The 21039-nt window shown below is 62.8% G+C and carries 15 protein-coding genes; 14 read left to right on the top strand and 1 reads right to left on the bottom strand.

The features are described from left to right. The first annotated feature begins 74 nt into the window (after positions 1-74). From secA to amaB, 8 genes are all read left to right on the top strand, one after another. Positions 75-3482, top strand: a complete 3408-nt coding sequence (secA, locus tag O9Z63_RS13855; RefSeq protein WP_270125875.1) for a preprotein translocase subunit SecA — start codon at positions 75-77, stop codon at positions 3480-3482. 107 nt (positions 3483-3589) lie between these two features. Next, on the top strand, positions 3590-4258 hold the full coding sequence (gene deoC, locus O9Z63_RS13850; protein ID WP_270125874.1) for a deoxyribose-phosphate aldolase: 669 nt from the start codon (positions 3590-3592) through the stop codon (positions 4256-4258). Next, complete coding sequence (locus O9Z63_RS13845; RefSeq protein WP_270125872.1) at positions 4236-4796, top strand: sporulation protein; 561 nt, start codon at positions 4236-4238, stop codon at positions 4794-4796. The genes deoC and O9Z63_RS13845 overlap by 23 nt, the downstream gene beginning before the upstream one ends. Before the next feature lie 97 nt (positions 4797-4893). Then, positions 4894-6087 carry a M20 metallopeptidase family protein gene (locus O9Z63_RS13840; protein ID WP_270125870.1) on the top strand — a complete coding sequence of 398 codons (1194 nt, stop codon included), beginning with the start codon at positions 4894-4896 and terminating at the stop codon, positions 6085-6087. A gap of 132 nt (positions 6088-6219) precedes the next feature. Then, on the top strand, positions 6220-7029 hold the full coding sequence (locus O9Z63_RS13835; protein ID WP_270125869.1) for a hypothetical protein: 810 nt from the start codon (positions 6220-6222) through the stop codon (positions 7027-7029). 219 nt (positions 7030-7248) lie between these two features. Then, the gene (locus tag O9Z63_RS13830; protein ID WP_270125868.1) at positions 7249-7692 is read left to right on the top strand and encodes an Hsp20/alpha crystallin family protein; all 444 of its coding nucleotides are present in this window, start codon (positions 7249-7251) and stop codon (positions 7690-7692) included. 255 nt (positions 7693-7947) lie between these two features. After that, a complete protein-coding gene (locus O9Z63_RS13825; protein WP_270125867.1) occupies positions 7948-9453 on the top strand; it encodes a Do family serine endopeptidase in 1506 nt (501 codons plus the stop codon). Positions 9454-9645: 192 nt separating this feature from the next. After that, the gene (gene amaB / locus O9Z63_RS13820; RefSeq protein ID WP_270125866.1) at positions 9646-11244 is read left to right on the top strand and encodes an L-piperidine-6-carboxylate dehydrogenase; all 1599 of its coding nucleotides are present in this window, start codon (positions 9646-9648) and stop codon (positions 11242-11244) included. A 127-nt stretch (positions 11245-11371) separates the two neighbouring features. Here amaB and O9Z63_RS13815 read toward each other — a convergent pair whose 3' ends face one another. Then, positions 11372-11887, bottom strand: coding sequence for a hypothetical protein (locus tag O9Z63_RS13815; RefSeq protein WP_270125865.1), 516 nt, complete (start codon positions 11885-11887; stop codon positions 11372-11374). Positions 11888-12088: 201 nt separating this feature from the next. Between O9Z63_RS13815 and O9Z63_RS13810 the strand changes: the two genes are divergently transcribed. From O9Z63_RS13810 to O9Z63_RS13785, 6 genes are all read left to right on the top strand, one after another. Further along, positions 12089-12661: an RNA polymerase sigma factor gene (locus tag O9Z63_RS13810; RefSeq protein WP_044016117.1), complete on the top strand. Its 573-nt coding sequence runs from the start codon at positions 12089-12091 to the stop codon at positions 12659-12661. A gap of 86 nt (positions 12662-12747) precedes the next feature. Then, positions 12748-13530: a hypothetical protein gene (locus O9Z63_RS13805; RefSeq protein ID WP_270125862.1), complete on the top strand. Its 783-nt coding sequence runs from the start codon at positions 12748-12750 to the stop codon at positions 13528-13530. Continuing rightward, positions 13527-14753 (top strand): hypothetical protein, encoded by a 1227-nt coding sequence (locus O9Z63_RS13800; protein WP_270125861.1) that lies wholly within the window; start codon positions 13527-13529, stop codon positions 14751-14753. The genes O9Z63_RS13805 and O9Z63_RS13800 overlap by 4 nt, the downstream gene beginning before the upstream one ends. A 205-nt stretch (positions 14754-14958) precedes the next feature. Further along, positions 14959-15525 (top strand): PPC domain-containing DNA-binding protein, encoded by a 567-nt coding sequence (locus O9Z63_RS13795; RefSeq protein WP_333490315.1) that lies wholly within the window; start codon positions 14959-14961, stop codon positions 15523-15525. 158 nt (positions 15526-15683) lie between these two features. Then, complete coding sequence (locus O9Z63_RS13790) at positions 15684-19034, top strand: hypothetical protein (protein WP_270125859.1); 3351 nt, start codon at positions 15684-15686, stop codon at positions 19032-19034. Then, the gene (locus O9Z63_RS13785) at positions 19021-20991 is read left to right on the top strand and encodes a DUF3857 domain-containing protein (RefSeq protein WP_270125858.1); all 1971 of its coding nucleotides are present in this window, start codon (positions 19021-19023) and stop codon (positions 20989-20991) included. The genes O9Z63_RS13790 and O9Z63_RS13785 overlap by 14 nt, the downstream gene beginning before the upstream one ends. Positions 20992-21039: the final 48 nt, after the last annotated feature.

Below are 21039 nucleotides of genomic sequence, written 5' to 3'. Positions count from 1 at the left end.
ATTTGACCGGGAGAATCCCGGAAAACACTGTAAATTTGAGGTACGCCCCGGCGTTTCAGTTTAAAAATAACAGCATGTTTGACTTTCTAGGGAAAACCGTCGCCAAGATTTTCGGAACGAAATCGGACCGGGACTTGAAGGAGATTATCCCCTATGTGGCGCTCGTAAACGCCGAATATGCCAAACTGGCACAGCTCTCCGACGACCAGCTGCGCGAGCACACCAACGAGGTGCGCGCCCGCATCGACGCCCATCTGAAGCCGCTCGACGACCAGCTGGCCGCGTTGCACGCCCGCGTCAACGACGACGCCAGCCTCGACATCATGGCCAAGGAGAAGCTCTTCGACCAGATTGACGAGCTGGAAAAGCAGCGCAACAAAGACCTGGAAGTGGTGCTGATGCAGGTGCTGCCCGCTGCCTTTGCCACGGTGAAGGAAACGGCCCGCCGCTACACCGAAAACGGCCAGCTGGTGGTAACCGCCACCGACTACGACCGCCAGTACGCGCAGCGCAAAAAGAACGTCACGATTCAGGGCGACAAAGCCATCTGGAGCAATAAGTGGCTGGCGGCCGGCGCCGAAATCACCTGGGACATGATTCACTACGACGTCCAGATCATCGGGGGCGTGGTGCTGCACCAGGGCAAGATTTCGGAAATGGCCACCGGCGAGGGTAAAACCCTCGTGTCGACGCTGCCGGCGTTCCTGAACGCGCTCAGCAAGCGCGGCGTGCACCTGGTAACCGTCAACGACTACCTGGCCAAGCGTGACTCGGAGTGGAATGCGCCGCTGTTCGAGTTCCACGGCATCACCGTGGACTGCATTGACAAGCACCAGCCCAACACCGATGCCCGCCGCGCCGCCTACGCCGCCGACATCACCTACGGCACCAACAACGAATTCGGCTTCGACTACCTGCGCGACAACATGGCGCGCGAAACCGGCGAGCTGGTGCAGCGCAAGCACCACTACGCCATGGTCGACGAAGTGGACTCCGTGCTGATTGACGATGCCCGGACGCCGCTCATCATCTCGGGCCCCGTGCCCCGCGGCGACGTGCACGAGTTCTACCAGCTCAAGCCCCGCATCCAGCGCCTCGTAGACGAGCAGAAAAAGCTGGTGCAGCAGTATCTGGTGGAAGCCCGCAAAGGCATCAAGGAAGGTAAAGACGGCTACAAGGAAGGCGAAGCCGGTCTGGCTTTGTTCCGCGCCTACCGTGGCCTGCCCAAGAGCAAGCCGCTGATCAAGTTCCTGAGCGAAACCGGCATGCGCGCCGTGCTGCAGAAAGTGGAAAACCACTACCTGCAGGACAACGCCCGCCAGATGCCGCAGGCCGACATGCCGCTGTTCTTCACGATTGACGAAAAGAACAACCAGATCGAGTTGACCGAAAAAGGCATCGACCTGATTACGGCCCAGGGCGAAGATCCGCACCTGTTCATCATGCCCGACATCGGCTCGGAAATCGCCAACCTCGAGAAAAACAACAGCCTCAAGGACGACGAAAAGCTGCACCAGAAGGAGCGGCTGATGCAGGACTACCAGGAGAAGAGCGAGCGGGTTCACACCGTAAACCAGCTCCTGAAGGCCTACACGCTGTTCGAGAAAGACGACCAGTACATCCTGACCGACGACGGCAAGGTGAAAATCGTGGATGAGCAGACCGGGCGCGTCATGGAGGGCCGCCGCTACTCCGACGGCTTGCACCAGGCCATCGAGGCCAAGGAAAACGTGCGCGTGGAAGACGCCACCCAGACCTACGCTACGGTTACGCTGCAGAACTATTTCCGCATGTACCACAAGCTGGGCGGCATGACGGGTACGGCCGAAACCGAAGCCGGCGAGCTGTGGGACATCTACAAGCTCGACGTGGTGGTGATTCCGACCAACCGCGGCATCCAGCGCAAAGACGAGCACGACAAGGTGTACAAGACCGTGCGTGAGAAGTACAACGCCGTGGCCGAGGAAATCCAGACGCTGGTGCAGGCCGGCCGCCCGGTGCTGGTAGGTACCACGAGCGTGGAAATATCGGAGCTGGTGAGCCGCATGCTGAAGCTGCGCGGCATCCAGCACCAAGTGCTCAACGCCAAGCAGAACCAGCGCGAAGCCGAGATTGTAGCCGCCGCCGGCTACCCCGGCACCGTGACCATTGCCACCAACATGGCCGGCCGCGGTACCGACATCAAGCTCAAGGAAACCTCTAAAGCTGCGGGTGGCCTGGCCATCATCGGTACGGAGCGCCACGAAAGCCGCCGCGTAGACCGCCAGCTGCGGGGCCGCGCCGGCCGCCAGGGCGACCCGGGCTCCTCGCAGTTCTTCGTGAGCCTCGAAGACAACCTGATGCGCCTGTTCGGCTCCGACCGGATTGCCAAGCTCATGGACCGTATGGGCCTGGAAGAAGGCGAGGTAATTCAGCACTCGATGATTACCAGCTCGATTGAGCGCGCCCAGAAGAAGGTCGAGGAAAACAACTTCGGCCAGCGCAAGCGCCTGCTCGAGTACGACGACGTGATGAACGCCCAGCGCGAAGTGGTGTACAAGCGCCGCCGCAACGCGTTGTTCGGCGAGCGTCTGGAGCTGGACGTGTGGAACATGATCTACGACGTGGCTGAAGACATCGTGGCCGCCCACAAAATCTCGGGCGACTACGAGGACTTCAAGCTGGCCATCATCCGCGTGTACGGCTACGATACCTACATCACGGAAGCCGAAATGAAGGGCATGGCCGCCGGCACCCTGTCGCAGAAGCTCTACGACGAGGCCCTGGGCTACTACCACAGCAAGAACGACCACATTGCCGGCAACGCCATGCCGCTCGTGAACAGCCTGCTGGAGCAGAACGCCCCGTTCGAGAACGTGGCAGTGCCCTTCACGGATGGCCGTAAGCAGGTTTCGGCGGTAGCCAGCCTGCGCCGCGCGCAGGCCACGGGTGGCCACGAAATCATCCGGAGCATGGAGAAATCCGTGGTGCTGTCGACTATCGACACCGCTTGGACCCAGCACCTGCGCCAGATGGACGACCTGAAGCAGGTGGTGCAGAACGCCGTGTACGAGCAGAAAGACCCGCTGCTGGTGTACAAGTTTGAGAGCTTCGAGCTGTTCAAAGGCATGATCGGCAAGGTGAACGAAGACACCCTGTCGTTCCTGTTCCGCGCCGACATTCCGGTGCAGGGCGGCGCCCAGGGCACCGACGAGGCCGAGTTCTACATCGAAGACGAGCTGCCCACGCCTGCCCCGATGCCCAAGCTGACGGCCGAGAAGGAAGTGTCGTCGGTTTCGCTGGGTGCCGGCCCCGAGGACATGGGCCCCGACGACGCGCAGATTCTGGAAAAGCAGATGCCGGCCCGCTCGCAGAAAGTGGCCAACCGCAACGAGAAAGTGACCGTGCAGTACATGGACGGCCGCATTGTGAGCGACGTGAAATACAAGACCGTGGAAGACGACCTGCTCAACAACCGCTGCGTGCTGGTTGACGAGGCATAAGGCCGCCACAAGCCACAGAACGGGCCGCGTTTCCAGCAGGAAGCGCGGCCCGTTTGTTGTAAGGTGCCAGTCCGTTTCGCGCTATACCTTCTACCTTTGTCTGCCCTATGAACCTCGCTCCTTACATCGACCATACGCTGCTGCGCCCCGATGCCACGCCCGCCCAGATCCGGCAGCTGTGCCAGGAGGCCGCCGCGCAGCAGTTTGCCAGCGTGTGCGTGCCGCCCTGCTACGTGCGCCTGGCGGCCGATGAACTGCACGGCAGCGGCGTGCCGGTGTGCACCGTTATCGGGTTTCCGCTAGGCTACGCGCTGGCCAAGGTGAAGTTCTTTGAAGCCCATCTGGCCTTGGCCGACGGCGCCACGGAGCTGGACATGGTCATCAACGTGGGCGCCCTCAAGGCCGGCGAGCTGGCCGAAGTGGAAGAGGAAATCGGGCAGCTGGCCGAGCTGTGCCACTTCCGCGGCGCCATTCTGAAAGTGATTATCGAAACGGCGCTGCTGACCGAGGAGGAAATCGTGACGGCCTGCCGGCTGTGCGCCGAGGCCGGGGCGGACTTCGTGAAGACCTCCACCGGCTTTGCCAGCCGCGGCGCCTCAGTGGCCGATATTACGCTGATGCGGCAATCGTTGCCGGACACTATCCGTATCAAGGCCTCCGGCGGCATCCGGGCCCGGGCGTTTGCGCTGGCGCTGGTTGCGGCCGGCGCCGACCGGCTGGGCTCCTCCAACAGCTTGGCTTTGCTTGATGACCATGATGAAACCCCTACTGCGTAACGTGCTGCTGCTTCCCGCATTCCTGGCCCTGGGCGCCTGCGCCGCCACCGCGCCCGCCACCACCGGCCCCGCCGCCCCCGCCGATACCACCAAGACCCGCGCCGCCCAGGCCGCACCAGCCGTGCCCGCCGAAGACCTGAGCCGCTACCGGCCCGTCTTCACCGCGCCCAAGGAAATGGCTGTGCCAGCCGCCACGCGCACCCCGGTAACGCCCACCAACCAGGTGAATGCCCAGATTGAGCAGCGCCTGCGCGACCAGGCCTTCACCAACCAGAACGTGAAGTATGCCCAGGGCTTCCGCATTCTGGCCTACGTGGGGCTGGAGCGCGAGCAGGCCATGAGCATCCGCCGCGCCGTCATTAGCCGCTACCCCGACGAAACCGACTACCTGACCTTCCGGCAGCCGGTGTTCCGCCTCTACATCGGCGACTACCTCACGCGCCTCGAAGCCGAGCAGGCCATGCTCCGTATCCGGCCGCTGGCCCCAAAGGCCGAGCTGGAATCGGCGCAGGTGGTGCTAAACAAGGCGGCGTACTAGCGTTGTTGGTTGTCAGGTGATAGTTGTCGGTCTGCTCTAATGACCGGTAATCTGTATTCAACTGACAACCGATAACTAACCACTGACAACCCGTTTCATGCAACACCTGCTTTCCCGCATCAAAGCGCTGGCCACCGAGCACGCCGCCGATACCGTTGCCCTACGCCATCATCTGCACGCGCACCCCGAGCTGTCGTTTGAGGAGTACAACACCGTGGCCTTTGTGACTGAGCAGCTGCGGCAGCTGGGCTTGCAGCCTCAGCCCATTGCCAAAACCGGCGTGGTGGCCCTCATCGAGGGCCGCAACCCAGCTTCCCGCACCGTGGCTTTGCGCGCCGACATGGATGCGCTGCCCATCACGGAGCAGAACGAAGTACCCTACAAATCCCGGAACCCCGGCGTGATGCACGCCTGCGGCCACGACGTGCATACGTCGTCGCTGCTGGGCGTGGCCCGCATTCTGGTGGCGCTGAAGGACGAGTTTGAGGGCACCGTGAAGCTGATGTTTCAGCCCGGCGAGGAGCGGCTGCCAGGTGGGGCCAATCTGATGATTCAGGAAGGCGTGCTCGAAAACCCCAAGCCCGCCAGCGTACTGGGCCAGCACGTTTTCCCGATGCTGCCCGCCGGCCAAATTGGCATCCGGCCCGGCCGCTACATGGCCAGCACCGATGAGCTCTACCTGACCGTGCGCGGCAAAGGCGGCCACGGCGCCATGCCCGAAATGAACCTCGACCCCGTGCTGGTGGCCGCCCACATCATTGTGGCGGCGCAGCAGATTGTGAGTCGCCGCGCCAACCCCAAGTTGCCCTCGGTGCTGTCGTTCGGCAAAGTCATTGCCAACGGCGCCACCAACGTCATTCCCAACGAGGTCTACATTGAAGGCACCTTCCGGACGCTGAACGAGGAGTGGCGCGACGAGGCCCACGGCCACCTGCGCCGCCTCTGCGAAGGCCTGGCCGACTCGATGGGCGCCACCTGCGAGCTGGAAATCCGGCGCGGCTACCCGTACCTGGAAAACGAGCCCAAGCTCACGGCCCGTGTGCGCGCCGCCGCCGAGCAATATCTGGGGGCGGAAAACGTGATTGAGCTGGACCAGTGGATGGCCGCCGAGGACTTCGCCTACTTCTCGCAGGCCGCCGACGCCTGTTTCTACCGCCTCGGCACCCGCGCCGAAGACGGCCGCTTTGCTTCCAGCGTGCACACGCCCACTTTCGATATCGAGCCCAAAGCCCTGGAAACCGGCCCCGGCCTGATGGCTTGGCTCACGCTCTGCGAGCTAAATGTAGCATAGGCTTCAGCCTGTGCCAGAACCCAAAGCTTGCGCTACTGGCTTTACCGCTCCCGCACAAAGGCACTTCGCACCGCGGGACACTACTATTTGTCAATAGGCACAGGCTGCAGCCTGTGCTACAGCTGTTTTTTTATGCGTCACCAAGTTCTACTGCTCACCACCTGTCTGCTTGCCACCGCCGCCACGGCCCAGCGCCGGAGCGTGGGCAGCACGCTGCTGCTGCCTGAGGTACAGGCCGAGCTGGCCCTGACCGGCGACGACTACATACTGCTAGGCGTGCGCGGGCCCATCAGCACCGGCACCTTTCAGGGCACTACCCTGGAACAGGTGGGCCTGAACCTGGGCTACGAGCGGTTCTGGAACGAGCAGTGGAGCGGCGGCGCTACGCTGCGTAGCGACTTTTATAAGGTTGAGCGGGATGGCGGCAGCCGCAACGGGCTCTACACCAATCTGACGCCCGAACTGTTCGTGCGGCACTGGAACACGCTGGGCGGCTTCAATTTCCGGCAGCGGCTGGGCGTAGAGGTTTTCGTGCCAACCGAGGAGGGAGCCGAAAGCCGCGCCATCACCCGCCTGCGCCTCGACCTGGACCGGGTGTTTCCGCTGGGCACTAACCTGGCCCTGCGCCCGCGCATCTCCTACGAAGCTGCTGCCTATCTGCGCCTGCAGCGCGACGAGCTGGAGGAGAAAGAGCGGGTAATCGACTTCGGCAACCTGCGCGGCGAAATCGGCGTGCGGGTGTCGCCGCATTTCGATTTCACGCCCTGGGTGGCGTCGCAGACCACCTACATCAACGCATTGGTGCAAACCGATGCCAACGGCAACGTCACTGGCGGCGGCCGCACCAACCTCATCACGCCGGTCGTGGGCCTGGATCTGCGCTTCACCCTCTTCAAGGGCGGCTCCGTGTTCGAGCGCCGGCAGCTTCCAACGCAGCACTAAATTGATTTGTGACTTTTTGTCGTGAGTTGAATTGGGGTGAAAGGAGGCTTGATGGGTTGTATGGCCGGTATTTGTTGAAATATGAATAGGGCTGAAATTCGCCGAATATACTTTTAATGCCTTTTTGTCATTAAAAGTCGACTGGTATGGATTTTATAGAGTAAGGGTGTGCCTGACGGTACAGATTCAACTTCTGACTCAACTACATCATCTCATACCATGGCAACTCTGCTGTATAACAACCGCCCCGCTCTCCGTCCTTCGCGTGCCTTCAATGCCGTGCTCAGCGACATGCTGCGCGACACGCTGCCGGCCGTGAACCAACCCTCCAAATCCTTCGCGCCGGCCGCCGACGTGCTGGAAAGCGAAGCCGGCTTCGAGCTGCACCTGGCGCTGCCGGGCGTAGCGAAAGACGCCGTCAATATCGATTTCCAGGAAGGCCAGCTCGTCATCAGCGGCGAGCGGAAGGCGCCGGAGGCCGCCGAAAACGCCCCGAAGTTCCACCGCACCGAAACCGGCTACGGCAGCTTCACCCGTAGCTTCCGCCTGCCCGACACCGTCGACGTAACGGCCATCAACGCCGAGCTGACCGATGGCATTCTGCGCGTGCAGCTGCCTTTTGACAGCAAAAAAGTGACGAAACATCACATCGAAGTGCGCTAGGCACTGCGAGTTCTGCAAAAAAGGCATCCAGACGGGTGCCTTTTTTGTTGGCCCGCGTGTTGCTAGAGTAGACAGCGGAAAGTGGCAGACACCGTGGGCAGTTTTGTCGACTAAAAGCCCCGGCTCGGCTGCTGGATGCAACCTCATACTGCCGGGCGCGCATCTTTCGTTGCATAAGCCCGCTTCATTGTTGGTTCACGCACACTTTCCTAAATTCGGTTCTCCTCTTTTTCCCTTCTTTCACTGTTCTTACCCATGCAAGCAAAACAAATGATGCTCGGTCTGCTCGGTTCCGCTGTACTTGGCGGGGGCGTGGCAGTGGGTGGGTACAAGCTGCTGGAGCCAGAGCGCCCCAACGCGCCCCAGGCTATTGCGGCTGACCCCAATGTTCGGTACACGAGTGAGCTGCGCAGCAGCAACTACGTGGTGCCCGAAGGCCTCAACTTCACGGCGGCCGCGGCGTCCGTGACGCCGGCCGTGGTGCACGTAATGACGGAGTACGCGCCCAAAGCGGGCCAGGGCGGCGGCAGTGCCCGCATGGACCCCTTCCTACGCCAGTTCTTCGGCGACGAGTTCGAGCAGTACCAGCAGCCCCAGCGCGGGCCGCAGCAGGGCTCCGGCTCGGGCGTTATCATCGCCGCCAACGGCTACATCGTCACCAACAACCACGTGATTGATAAGGCCGACAAGATTGAGGTGGTGATGGACGACAAGCGCAAGTTCGAGGCCGAGCTGGTGGGCACTGACCCCACCACCGACCTGGCGCTGCTCAAGGTGAAAGCCGACAACCTGCCCTTTATTCGCTACGGCAACTCCGACCAGGTGAAGGTAGGGGAGTGGGTACTGGCCGTGGGCAACCCCTTCAACCTGAACTCCACTGTCACGGCCGGCATCATCTCGGCCAAGGGCCGCAACATCAACATCCTGCGCGACCAGCAGGGTATGGGCATCGAGAGCTTCCTGCAAACCGATGCTGTGGTAAACCCCGGCAACTCGGGCGGCGCGCTCGTGAACCTCAACGGCGACCTGATCGGCATCAACTCGGCCATTGCCTCGCAGACGGGCTCGTTTGTGGGGTACTCTTTCGCCGTGCCCAGCTCCATCGTGAGCAAGGTGATTGATGACCTGCTTAAATATAAAGTGGTGCAGCGCGCCCTGCTGGGCGTGCAGATCCGGGAGGTAGACGCGCAGCTGGCTTCTGAGAAGAAGCTCAACACGCTGAGCGGCGTGTACGTGATGGGTTTGAGCAAAAACAGCTCAGCCGCTGATGCTGGCCTGAAGGAAGGTGACATCATCACGGAAATCAACGGCGCCAAGGTGAACACCTCGTCGCAGCTGCAGGAGCAGGTAGCCCGCTTCCGCCCCGGCGACAAAATCAAGGTGACCTACCTCCGCGGCTCCGACACGCGCACTGCCTCGGCTACGCTGCGCAACTCCACCGGCACCACCGACATTATTCGGGAAGAGCTGGCCAAGGTTATCAAGTATGAAGGCGCTACGCTGGCCCCGGTGAGCAAGCAGGAAATGAACAAGCTGGGCCTGGAAGGCGGCGCGAAAATCAGCGGCATCCAGGGCTCCAACTTCCGCGAAACCGGCATTGCCGACGGCTTCATCATCACCCGCATCGACAAGAACAAGGTGAGCAAGCCCCAGGACGTGGCCCAGTACCTGGAAGCCGCCAAGGAAAGCCAGGGCGCGCTGGTAGAAGGCGTGTACCCCGACGGCCGCAAAGCCTACTACCCCATCGGGCAGGCCGAGTAGCCTTCATTCTGAGCCAAGCGAGGAATCTGAGGATTCCAGCGGCCGGAAATATCTGAAAAGCTCCTGCTACACTCGTAGCAGGAGCTTTTTTGCGTTGAAACCCGGTAACGCGGGACGCGGGAAATAGTAGCCCCCGCGCCAATTCATTAGATTTGCTGAATACCAATCCGCATTTCCCACCCAACCTTTCTCATGAAACAAGCCCTCGAAGAAGCTACCGCCACCGGCACCGACGTACAGGACCACGACCACCACGGCATCCGGCAGGTGCTGCGCGAGTTGGGCGTAGAAGCCACCAACGCCGCCTGGAGCACCGGCCTTGTGTGGGGCGGCCAGGGCAATGCCCAGACCCGCGCCATCCACTCGCCCACCGACGGCAAGCTCATTGGCAGCGTTACGTTTGCCACCGCCGCCGACTACGAGCAGGTGGTGCAGAAGGCCCAGGAAGCCTTCCTGACCTGGCGCACCGTGCCGGCCCCCAAGCGCGGCGAAATTGTGCGCCAGATTGGCAACAAGCTGCGCGAGTTCAAGGAGCCGCTGGGCAAGCTGGTGAGCTACGAAATGGGCAAAATCCTGCAGGAAGGCCTTGGCGAAGTGCAGGAAATGATTGACATCTGCGACTTTGCGGTGGGCCTCTCGCGCCAACTGCACGGCTTCACGATGCACTCGGAGCGCCCGGCGCACCGCATGTACGAGCAATACCACCCGCTGGGCGTGGTGGGCATCATCTCGGCCTTCAACTTCCCGGTGGCCGTGTGGAGCTGGAACGCCATGCTGGCCGCCGTCTGTGGCGACGTCTGCATCTGGAAGCCCTCGGAGAAGACGCCGCTGGTGGCCGTGGCCGTGCAGCACATCATCCAGGACGTGCTGCGCGAAAACGAGCTGCCCGAAGGCATCTTCAACCTGGTTATCGGCGACGCCGAGATTGGGGCGGCCATGGCCGCCGACGGCCGCGTGCCACTGGTGTCGGCCACGGGCAGCACCCGCATGGGCAAGAAGGTAGGCGAAGTGGTGGGCGCCCGCCTGGGCCGCGCGCTGCTGGAGCTGGGCGGCAACAACGCCATCATCCTCACCCAGCACGCCGACCTTGAAATTGCCATCCGCGCCATCGTGTTCGGGGCCGTGGGTACGGCTGGGCAGCGCTGCACCACTACCCGCCGCGTCATCATCCACGAGTCTATTTTTGAGGATGTGAAGGCCCGCTTGCTGAAAATCTACCCCAACCTGCCCATCGGCCACCCGCTGCAGGACGGCAAACTGGTGGGTCCGCTCATCGACACGGACGCCGTGCAAGCCTTCACCAAAGCCCTCGAAGCCGTGCAGAAGGAAGGCGGCAAGCTGCTCATCGGCGGTGAGGTGCTGAGCGGCGCCGGCTATGAAACCGGCACCTACGTGACGCCCGCGCTGGTGGAGGCCGACAACGCCTACCACACCGTGCAGGAAGAAACCTTCGCGCCCATTCTGTACCTGATTAAGTATAGCGGCGACGTGGAAAACGCCATTGCTATCCAGAACGGCGTGCGCCAGGGCCTCTCGTCGAGCATCTTCACGCTGAACATGCGCGAGGCCGAAGCCTTCCTGGCCCACACCGGCTCCGACTGCGGCATTGCCAACGTGAACATCGGCACGAGCGGTGCCGAAATCGGCGGCGCATTCGGTGGCGAGAAGGAAACCGGCGGCGGCCGCGAGTCGGGCTCCGACGCGTGGCGCGTGTACATGCGCCGCCAGACCAACACTATCAACTACAGCACCCAGCTCCCGCTGGCCCAGGGTATCAAGTTTGATTTCTAGCTGCATGTAGCATAGGCTTCAGCCTGTGCCAGACTGCGTAGTTACACAAAGCAAAAGGCCGCCATCAACCAGATGGCGGCCTTTTGCTTTTACTCGAAGTGCAAGTCGGCACAGGCTGAAGCCTATGCTACATCCCGACTTTGATGTCGCCGTGGCCTTTGTAGTAGAGCGTTGAGCCGTTCTGGAACACGTAATAAAGCCGGTAGCGCTTGCCTGGTGGAAAGTCCTGGCTCATATCGAAGTAAAAGCCGGTATTGGTTTGCACAATGGATGTTTTCAACGGTTTGATCACCCGATACTTGTCATCCACTATCACAAAGCTGCACGTCACGGCTAGCGGCGTTTCGTATTCGAACACTACTTGGGAGGCTACCGGATTGGGGTAGGCGCTGAGCAGGGACATCGTGCCGCTGGCAGCGACGTTCAGATCCAGCCCCAAGTCCTTGAACAGATCCTGCTCCTGCTGATTCCAGATGCCGTCCAGTGTCCAGTCGGTGGAGTCGATAGTGCCTTGGGGGTTATCGAACTTGTCGCGCATAGTGATGCCACCGTTGGGGCCGAAGTCGATGGCGGGGGCGTCGGTGTCCTTTTTACAGGCGACGAGGGCGGTAGCGGCAAAAAACAGGAATGGAAGAAACTTCATGTGGGCAGAATAGCTTAACGGAAAGAATAGCAGATAAGGCAGTTGCAAACATACCGCGCCGGGCGGCAATGTTGGCGGACAGGTGCAACCCTGGCACCACGCGGCTGTCTTTCACCTGCTTGCCCTCCAGCATGTAGCAGCTTCGCTTGGAAAGTCGGATATTCGCTGACTTTCGCCTGTTTCACCTTCCGCTTTTCGCTTATGGAAGCTTTTGCTTATACCGATATCAACGCCCCGCTGGTAGAGCGGTGCCGCCTGGGCGACCGGCGGGCCCAGGCCGAGATATACAAGCGCTACTCCAAGGCCATGTTCAACGCCTCGCTACGCATCACCGGCAACTACGCAGAGGCCGAAGATGTGCTGCAGGAAGCCTTCCTGAGTGCGTTTCGGGAGCTGCACAGCTACAAAGGCGACTCGTCGTTTGGCTCTTGGCTGAAGCGCATCGTCATCAACAAAAGCATCAACTGCCTGCGCAACCGGCGCCTGCAGCTGGTGCCGCTGGGCGAGCAGCACGATGCCGCCGCCGGCCCTGAGCCGTCCGACTACGCCGCCGACAGCGACGAAACCCACTGGCGCGCCGACGTGGTGCGCCGCTGCGTGCAGGAGCTGCCCGACGGCTACCGCGTGGTGCTGACTCTGTATTTGCTCGAAGGCTATGACCACGCCGAAATAGCCGGCATTCTAGGCATCACGGAGTCTACGTCGAAGTCGCAGTACAGCCGGGCCCGCAAGAAACTGCTGGAACTGGCCAGCCAGCGCGGCCTCACGGCCTGATACCACCTACCTGCTTTGCTTTTCCCCTCTGACAATGCCCTTGGGCAGCTGCAGAACCCCATAGTGCCCCTAGTACCACCCCGAACATGAACGACAAAGAAACCGGACTGGAAAATTTCGTTGAGCGGCACCGCGCCGACTTCGACGTGTTTGAGCCGCGCCCGGACTTGTGGGACGCCATTGAGGCGCAGCTGGCGGATTCCGCCGCTGCCCCTGCTACCGCCACGCCCGACGAGGAGCCTGCTCCGCTGCGGGTGGTGCGCCTGCACCCGGCGGCCGAAGCCCCTGCCACTCCTGCCCCCGCCGCCCGCCGCGCCACCTGGTTGCCGCGCCCGGCCATGGCTGCCGCCACCGCCGCGTTGCTGCTGGCCGGCCTCGGCGCCATCTGGAGCAACACCAACAGCCACTCCGGTGCCTGGACCGCCACCACGGCCACTGTGGCCCCGCCCGCCACTGCTGCGGGTATTGAAAGCCCAGCGGGCCTGTCCTTTGGCTTTGAAGCCGAGCCGATAGCAGAGGCGGCCTCGGCCTCGCCGGCCCAGCGCCTCACGCAGGAAGTGCGCCGCATGGAAAGCTACTTTGCCGTGCAGATTGAAGAGCGCCAGGCCCAGCTGCAGAAGCTGGAAGCCGCCATGCCCGCCGGCGCCGCCGCCGACTGGCAGCGCGAGCTGGCCGGCCTCGACTCGACCTACCGGCAGCTCAAGCAGGAGCTCTACCGCAACCCCGAGCCCACTGTGGTGCTCGATGCCATGAATCGCAACCTGCAGATCCGCCTCGACATCCTCAACCAGCAAACCCGCACCCGGGAGCAGATGCAGGAGTATCAGGCGCAGGGCACGCCGGCCGCCACCAACCAGCCCCAGCCATGAGCCAGCCCCTACGCCAGCTTCTGAACCAGGCGGTACTGCTGGGTGGCTTGGTGCTGGCCGGCTGCAGCGCCGTGCGCGCGCAGTCGGTGGAAGCGCACTTCTACCAGGCCGGCCCCGAGGCCGCGCCGCTGCCGCTGCAGGGCGGCCCGGCCGAAGGGCAGGGTGTGCAAGGGCCGCAGGGCCCGCAGGATGAGGCCACGCCGGCCCCGGCCGTGGAGAAGACGCGCCGCCTGAGCCGCACGTTCAGCGCCGCCAACGGCAAGCCGTTTGCTCTCAATACCCGCTACGGCCGCGTGCTCGTGAACGTGTGGAACCGCCCGGAAATCCGCACCGACGTGGACATCATCACGCGGGCCGAAACCGAAACCCAGGCCCAGCAGCTCCAGGACATGATTCAGGTGCAGCTGCTCGAAAACGACCCCACCACGGGCGGTATTTCGGCTAATTCGCGCTTCGGCGCTATGCCGCACGGCTGCTGGAGCCGCACCAAGCTCTATGAGGTGAACTACACGGTGTGGGTGCCGCGCAACACGCCGCTGCATGTGTTCAGCACCTTCGGCGACGTGAGCATCAACGGCGACCTGACCGGCGCCACCGAACTGGCCGTGGAGTACGGCACGCTGCGCACCGGCCGCCTCGACGGCCCGCAGAACCTGCTGCGCGTCGGCAACGGGCAGGCCTCGGTGGGGTACGCCAAGCGCGCCAGCATTGATGCCTCGTACTCGCGGCTGCGCCTGGATGCCGGCCTGCTGGTGGATCTGCGCAACAACTACTCGGATATCGACATTGGGACGGTGCAGGACCTGACCGTGCACAGCAAGTACGGCGACGTGGCCCTGGGCACGGTGCAGAACCTGCGCGGCACCTCCGGCTACTCCCGCTTCAGCATCGACAAGCTCTCCGACCGCCTCGACATGACGGTGCAGTACTGCCCCAACTTCGAGGTGCGCAACACCGGCAAAAACTTCCGCGTCATCAACCTCGACGGCGGCTACAGCACCATTCTGCTCAACTTCGCCGACGACGCCGGCTTCAATTTCGACGTGAACACCCAGCACGGCAAGCTGCTCGTGGACAAGAAGCTGGTGCGGGTAGAGGCCGAGGAAAGTGGCCCGGCATCCAGCGACATGCAGGGTACCTTCGGCGTGGCCAGCCGCAGCCGCTCAGCCGCCAGCAACGTCAACATCAAAGTGCGCTACGGCAACGTCCGCTTTAATCGGTGAGTGATGAAGGAATGAGGTGATGGGGTGATGGGGTAATGAAGAACTAAAGTCAGCTCATCCGTTATGTAGAGGCGCAGCCAAAGCATCTCGCTAGTGTGGTAAAGTCACTACACTCGCCAGATGCTTCGGCTGCGCCTCTATTATGACATCCTATCACCTCATTACTCCATCACCTCATCACCCAACAACTGCCGTTCTTTGTAGTATGCGTACTCGTTTCTGCGGTTTGTTCTTTTCCTTGCTGCTAGCCGGGCCGGCCGCGCCGCTGCTGGCCCAAACTCCTGCTGCCATGCCTGCTATTAAGCCCGCTGCCCCGGCTCCTGCCGCGTTGCCTTCTGCCATGCGCACTTATGCGCTGCGCCTGACGCCTGGCCAGGATCTGCGCCAGCAGCTCAACGCCTTCGTGGAGCAGCAGCAGATAAAGGCCGGCGCCATCGTGACGTGCGTGGGCAGCCTTACGCAGGCTACCCTGCGGCTGGCCAACCAGGAAAACCCCAGCGTGTACCGTGGCCACTTCGAAATCGTGAGTCTGGTGGGCACGCTTTCCACCAGCGGTAGCCACCTGCACCTGGCCGTGTCTGACTCCACGGGGCGCACGCTGGGCGGGCATCTGCTCGATGGCAACCTTGTTTACACCACCGCCGAGCTGGTGCTGGGCGTGCTCGAAGACGTGGAGTTCCGGCGCGAGCCCGACCCCACGTTCGGCTACCGCGAGCTGACCGTGTACCCGGCCCCGAAAAAGCCCCGCAAGCCCCGCCCCACGCCGCGCTAACGGGCCTTCTGACGCCGCTATATAGGGTTGAAAAATTTATTGTGATACCGGGACGGCCCCTGTTTCAGGGTCGCTTTTCCGTGCGTATACTTGTAGGAATATCTGCCGGCTCCGCGCGGGTCGCGGCTATGCATTGCCTTCTTTATCTATTCTTTTTGATGCGACTACCTTCTTATGGTGCGGTGCTGGCCTTACTGGCCGCCGCGCCCCTGGCCGCGCAGGGCCAGAAAGCGGCCGTACGCCCCGCTGCTACCACTTCTGCTACTACGGCCGCGGCCACCCTGCCGCCCCTCGTCGATTCGCGGCAGGCCGTAAACCAGGGCATTGAACTGCACGACCAGGGCGACTACGCTGGGGCCATTGCTTTGTACAGCAGCATCACGCCCGGCGACACGCTGTATGCCGCCGCCCAGAGCGAGCTGGCCACCAGCTACGTGGCGCTGGAAAAATACCAGGAAGCCGTAGACGCGGCCACCCGCGCCCTGGCCCAGCACTTCCACGACCCGCAGCCCTATGTGGCGCTGTCGTGGGCCGAGGAGGAACTCAAGCACCCCGAAAAGGCGCAGGCCGCCTACGATACCGGCCTCAAGCACTTCCCCTACAACCAGAATCTGTGGTTCAACCAGGGCGTGTTTCAGGTAGCCACCAAGCAGTTTGCCCCGGGCTTTGTTAGCCTGCAGCGCGGTGTGGCCCTGAAGCCCACCCACGCCAACAGCCATTACCAGCTGGCGTACCTGGCCAGCCGGCAGGGCCACACCAGCCATGCCATGCTCAGCATGCTCACGTACCTGCTGTTGCAGCCCGCGGCCAGCAGCCACAACATGCTGGTGGCCCTGGAAGAGCAGGCCACCCGCACGGCTGTGGTGGAAGAAGCCGACAAGATTGCCCCGTTCACGCCCAACGCCGCTTTCACGGAGCTCGATGCCCTGCTCGATTCCAAGATTGCGCTGCGCAAAGACTACGTGTCGAAGGTGAAGTTTGACGCAGCGCTGGTGAAGCAGCTGCAGCTGCTGGTGGAGAAGTTTCCGGCCCCGGCTGCTGCCTCTGCCGACGACTTCTGGCTGCGCCTCTACGGCCCGTTGGTGGCCCAGCTGCGATTCAACGACAACCTGACCACCGCCACCTACCTCGCCCTGGCCTCCGCCGACGACCAGAAGGCCGCCCAGTGGATCAAGGGCAACAAGAGCCGCATCGAGAAATTCTACACGGCCATTTCGCCGGCGCTGCTGCAGATTCGGGAGCAGCAGCCCTACGTGCTGGAGGGCAAGCCCAGCTTGGCCAAAGGCTGGTTTGATGATAAGGGCGTGCTCAACGGCATCGGCGAAGGCACGGTGGAAGGGGAGGAGCGCCGCTTCACGGGGCCGTGGCTGTTCACGGACGAGAGCGGCACCATCCGGCAGCAGGGCCTTTATGGCTCCAACTTCAAGCGCACCGGCCCTTGGCGCATCTACTACGCCACCGGCGTGCTGGAGCGCACCGCCACTTACCGCAATGGCGAACTGGACGGCCTCGTGCGCGACTACCACGACAACGGCCAGCCCGCCACCGAGGCCACGTACGTCAACGGCAAGACCGAGGGCGTGCTGAAGGTGTTCAGCTATTGCGGCGAGCTGGAAGGCACCCGCACCTTCCGGGCCGGCGACCTGAGCGGCCCTTACCGGGAGCTGTACCCCGACGGCAAAACCAAGATGCAGGTGGAAGTGCGCGCCGACAAGCAGGAGGGCGCCCAGACCCACTTCTACCCCGACGGCACCAAGGAGTATGAGTACAACTACGTGGGCGGCAAGAAGCAGGGCCCTTTCCTGGTGAACTACGCCGACAACCAGCCCGAAAAGCGCGGCACCTACGACCAGGACGAGCTGCACGGCCCCTACACCGACTACTTCTCCAACGGCCAGCTGCAGAACACCGGCACCTACACCCGCGGCAAGCAGACCGGCGTGTGGAAAAGCTACTTCGCCGACGGCCGCCCCAGCGACGAGAAAAGCTTCGACGAGGCCGGCGAGCTGCACGGCACCTTCCGCGACTACACCTACCAGGGCAAGCTCTACGCCGAAGTGGAGTACGAGCACGGCCGTATCACGCGGCAGCGCTACTTCGACCCCGCCACCGGCAGCCGCCTGCAGGATACGCCCATCCCCAAAAAGGGCCGCGTGGCCGTGCAGATCTACGGCGCCGAAACCGGCGTGACCGGCACCGGCGCTTACATCGACGGCTTCATGGAAGGCGAGTGGCGCTGGAGCTACGCCAATGGCCTGCTCCAGCAGATCCGGCACTACCAGCACGGCCAGCTGCAGGGCCCGGCCCTCGACTACCATGCCAACGGCCAGCTCAAGCAGCGAACCAGCTACGATGGCGGCCAGCTGGAGGGCAGCTTCGAAAGCTTCCTGCGCGACGGCCAGCGCTACCAGACCGGCTACTACCGCGCCGGCCAGCAGCAGGGACCCTGGCGCGAGTTCTACGCCGACGGTCAGGTGAGCGAGGAGTACGAAATGCACCAGGGCCAGAAAAATGGCCCCACCCGCAGCTTCGCCCCCAACGGCAAGCTTACGGAGTCGCGCCTCTACGGCTTCGGGCGCAAGCTGCAGCTGACCACCTACGACACGCTGGGCCGCACCGTCAGCCACGTGGCACTTCGCCCCGACACCAAAGAATTCACCTTCGCCTTCCCTGGCGGCCAGCCCCACTACCGCACCCAGGTGGCCTGCTACGAAAACCGCGGTCCGGCCCGCTGGTACCATCCCAATGGCCAGCCGGAAGTGGAGTTCAGCTACGAAGCCGACCAGCGCCACGGCCCCTACAAATCCTATTACAGCAACGGCAAGCCGCTCTACGAAGGCCGCTACGTCAACGGCGAGCGGCACGGCGAGTGGAAGGAGTATTACCCCTCGGGCCAGCTGCATTCGGTGGTGAACTACCGCTACGGCAGCTGGGTGGGCGAAACCAAGTTCTACTTCCCCAACGGCAAGCTCGAAACCGTGCAGACCTACCTCTACGGCACCGCCGAAGGCCCGTCGCGCTACTACAACCCGGCCGGTGAGCTGATGGAGGAGCGGATGTACGACCACGGCAACCTCACGGCGTTCCGCAACGGCACCAACCCCGCCGAGCCCTGGCAGCGCATCGAGAAGCTGGCCGGTCCGCTCAAAACCACCTTCGCCAACGGCAAGCCCGCCGCCGACGAAACCGTGAAGGGCGGCATCATGGACGGGCTCCGCACCACCTACTACAGCTCGGGCCAGGTGTTCCGCCGCATGACCTTCCAGAACGGCCTGCTGACGGGCCCGCTCACCGGATTTTATGCCGACGGCAAGCCCATGGAAGAGGAAGCCTACCTGCACGGCGAGCTGCACGGCCGCTGCCGCTACTTCCGCCCCGACGGCACCCTGGAGCGCACCGAATCCTACCGCAGTGGCGAAAAGCTCGGCCCGACGGTATATTACGATGCCCAAGGCAAGCCCACCAAAACCGAAGTGTACTGGAACCAATACGTGTATGAAGGCAAATAACCGGTTTGGTGGCGCCCTGGCGCTGCTTTTGGGCGCCGCCACGCTGGTGGCCGCGCCGCACATGGCCCACGCTCAGCAGCCTACCCAGCTGGTGGCCGAAATGCAGGCCAAGTTTCCGGGCGAAAAGGCCGTGTACCTCGACTACCGCACTGACCTCACCTTCGCGGTGCAGGGCGACTCGGTGGTGGTGCTGGCCCGCCACCACCAGGACATGCTGCACCTTGATGCGCAGTCGGCCATGTACGCCAACGACAAGGTGTTCAACTCCCACTTCAGCCGCGTGCAGAAGCTGGATGCCCGCACCATGGTGCCCGCCGGCAACAGCTACAGAACGGTGAAGGTGACCGACTACAAGGAGAAGTTCGAGGTGCAGTCGGGCATTTTCTACGACGACACCCGCTCCACCACCTGGAGCTTCCCGGCCGTGACGCCCGGCGCCCGCACCGTGACCGACTACACCGTGCGCCACCCCGACCCGCGGTTTCTGCTGCCGTTCTACTTCGGCTCCTACGTGCCCGTGCGCCACGCCGAGCTGACCATCACGGCCCCCAAAAACGTGAAAATCAGCCACCGCATGTTCCATGTCGAGGGCCTGAAAATCAACTTCAGCAAGCAGGAGAAAGGCAGCACCGTTACGTACCGCTGGAGCGCCGACGACCTGCCCAGCCCCCCGCGCGACGACGACGGCCCCGAGGCCGCCTACTACCTGCCGCACCTCGTGTACTTTGTGGAGGAAGTGCCCTCCGCCGACGGGCAGGCCCGCCGCATGCTGGCCGGCGTGCCCGAGCTCTACAGCTTGTACTCCGGCTTCGTGAGCAAGCTCGATCCGCAGGAAAGTCCCGCATTGCGCCGCGTGGTTGACTCGCTGGCCGTGGGCGCCAAAACCGAGCAGGAAAAGGTGCAGCGCGTGTACTATTGGGTGCAGGACAACATCCGCTACGTGGCCTTCGAAAACGGCATGGGCGGCTTCATCCCGCGCGACGCCGGCCTGGTGTATACCAAGCGCTATGGCGACTGCAAGGACATGGCCAACCTCACCCGCGAGATGCTGCGCATGGCCGGCATCAAGTCCTACCTCACCTGGATTGGCACCCGCGACCTGCCCTACCGCTACTCCGAGCTGGCCACGCCCGGCGTCGACAACCACATGATAACCACCTACGAGGCCAGCCCCGGCCAGTACGTGTTTCTCGATGCCACCAACAAGTACATGCCCTTCGGCATGCCCTCGGCCTTCATTCAGGGCAAGGAGGCGCTGCTGGCCATTGATGGCAAGAACTGCAAAGTGGTGCCCGTGCCGGTGATGAGCCAGGAGCGCAGCCCGGTTTCGGACGTGTCGCAGCTGGTGCTGGACGAGAAGGGCGGTTTGCGTGGCAAGGGTAGCCTGCAGCTGCTGGGCTACCCCAAAGTGATGCAGAGCTACGCCCTCGACGGCCTCGACCAGACCGAGGAAACCAAGTACGTGAAGGCTCTGCTGGAGCGCGGCAACAACAAGTTCTTTGTCGACAAATACAGCGTCAGCCACCTCGACACCCGCGAAAAGCCGCTCACCATCGACTACGAGTACCGCCTGCAGGACTACGTGCAGAAGCTCGACGACGAAATCTACGTGAACCTGAACCTGGAGCAGCCCTACGCCCACGATAAGATTGACGCTGCCAAGCGCCGCCTGCCCCGCGTGAACGAGTACGCCAGCCAAAACCACACCCGCACCGAGCTGGAAATTCCGGCCGGCTACGACGTGGAGTACCTGCCGCCGGTCGCCGAAATGCGCGACCCGGTGTTCGGCTTCAAGGTGAAATACGAGCGCCAGGGCAACAAAATCGTGCAAGACAAGGAAGTCTACATCAACTACCTGCTGCTCCAGCCCCAGCAGTTCGGCCAGTGGAATGCCGTCGTAGACAAGCTCAACGCCGCCTACCGCGAAACCGTCATTTTCAAGCGCCGGAAGGTCTGAGCACGGCTGCGCAGGTGTCCCAGGGCTGAAGCCCTGGGTTAGTTAGTG

The organism is Hymenobacter yonginensis (assembly GCF_027625995.1).
Classification (GTDB): domain Bacteria; phylum Bacteroidota; class Bacteroidia; order Cytophagales; family Hymenobacteraceae; genus Hymenobacter; species Hymenobacter yonginensis.
The sequence above is the reverse complement of the archived record's forward strand: the minus strand, read 5'-3'. Positions and strand labels throughout refer to the sequence as shown.

Coding starts and splice junctions, on each gene's coding strand:
- secA (WP_270125875.1), top strand. CDS start 75: ATGTTTGACTTTCTAGGGAAAACCGTCGCCAAGATTTTCGGAACGAAA.
- deoC (WP_270125874.1), top strand. CDS start 3,590: ATGAACCTCGCTCCTTACATCGACCATACGCTGCTGCGCCCCGATGCC.
- O9Z63_RS13845 (WP_270125872.1), top strand. CDS start 4,236: ATGATGAAACCCCTACTGCGTAACGTGCTGCTGCTTCCCGCATTCCTG.
- O9Z63_RS13840 (WP_270125870.1), top strand. CDS start 4,894: ATGCAACACCTGCTTTCCCGCATCAAAGCGCTGGCCACCGAGCACGCC.
- O9Z63_RS13835 (WP_270125869.1), top strand. CDS start 6,220: ATGCGTCACCAAGTTCTACTGCTCACCACCTGTCTGCTTGCCACCGCC.
- O9Z63_RS13830 (WP_270125868.1), top strand. CDS start 7,249: ATGGCAACTCTGCTGTATAACAACCGCCCCGCTCTCCGTCCTTCGCGT.
- O9Z63_RS13825 (WP_270125867.1), top strand. CDS start 7,948: ATGCAAGCAAAACAAATGATGCTCGGTCTGCTCGGTTCCGCTGTACTT.
- amaB (WP_270125866.1), top strand. CDS start 9,646: ATGAAACAAGCCCTCGAAGAAGCTACCGCCACCGGCACCGACGTACAG.
- O9Z63_RS13815 (WP_270125865.1), bottom strand. CDS start 11,887: ATGAAGTTTCTTCCATTCCTGTTTTTTGCCGCTACCGCCCTCGTCGCC.
- O9Z63_RS13810 (WP_044016117.1), top strand. CDS start 12,089: ATGGAAGCTTTTGCTTATACCGATATCAACGCCCCGCTGGTAGAGCGG.
- O9Z63_RS13805 (WP_270125862.1), top strand. CDS start 12,748: ATGAACGACAAAGAAACCGGACTGGAAAATTTCGTTGAGCGGCACCGC.
- O9Z63_RS13800 (WP_270125861.1), top strand. CDS start 13,527: ATGAGCCAGCCCCTACGCCAGCTTCTGAACCAGGCGGTACTGCTGGGT.
- O9Z63_RS13795 (WP_333490315.1), top strand. CDS start 14,959: ATGCGTACTCGTTTCTGCGGTTTGTTCTTTTCCTTGCTGCTAGCCGGG.
- O9Z63_RS13790 (WP_270125859.1), top strand. CDS start 15,684: ATGCGACTACCTTCTTATGGTGCGGTGCTGGCCTTACTGGCCGCCGCG.
- O9Z63_RS13785 (WP_270125858.1), top strand. CDS start 19,021: ATGAAGGCAAATAACCGGTTTGGTGGCGCCCTGGCGCTGCTTTTGGGC.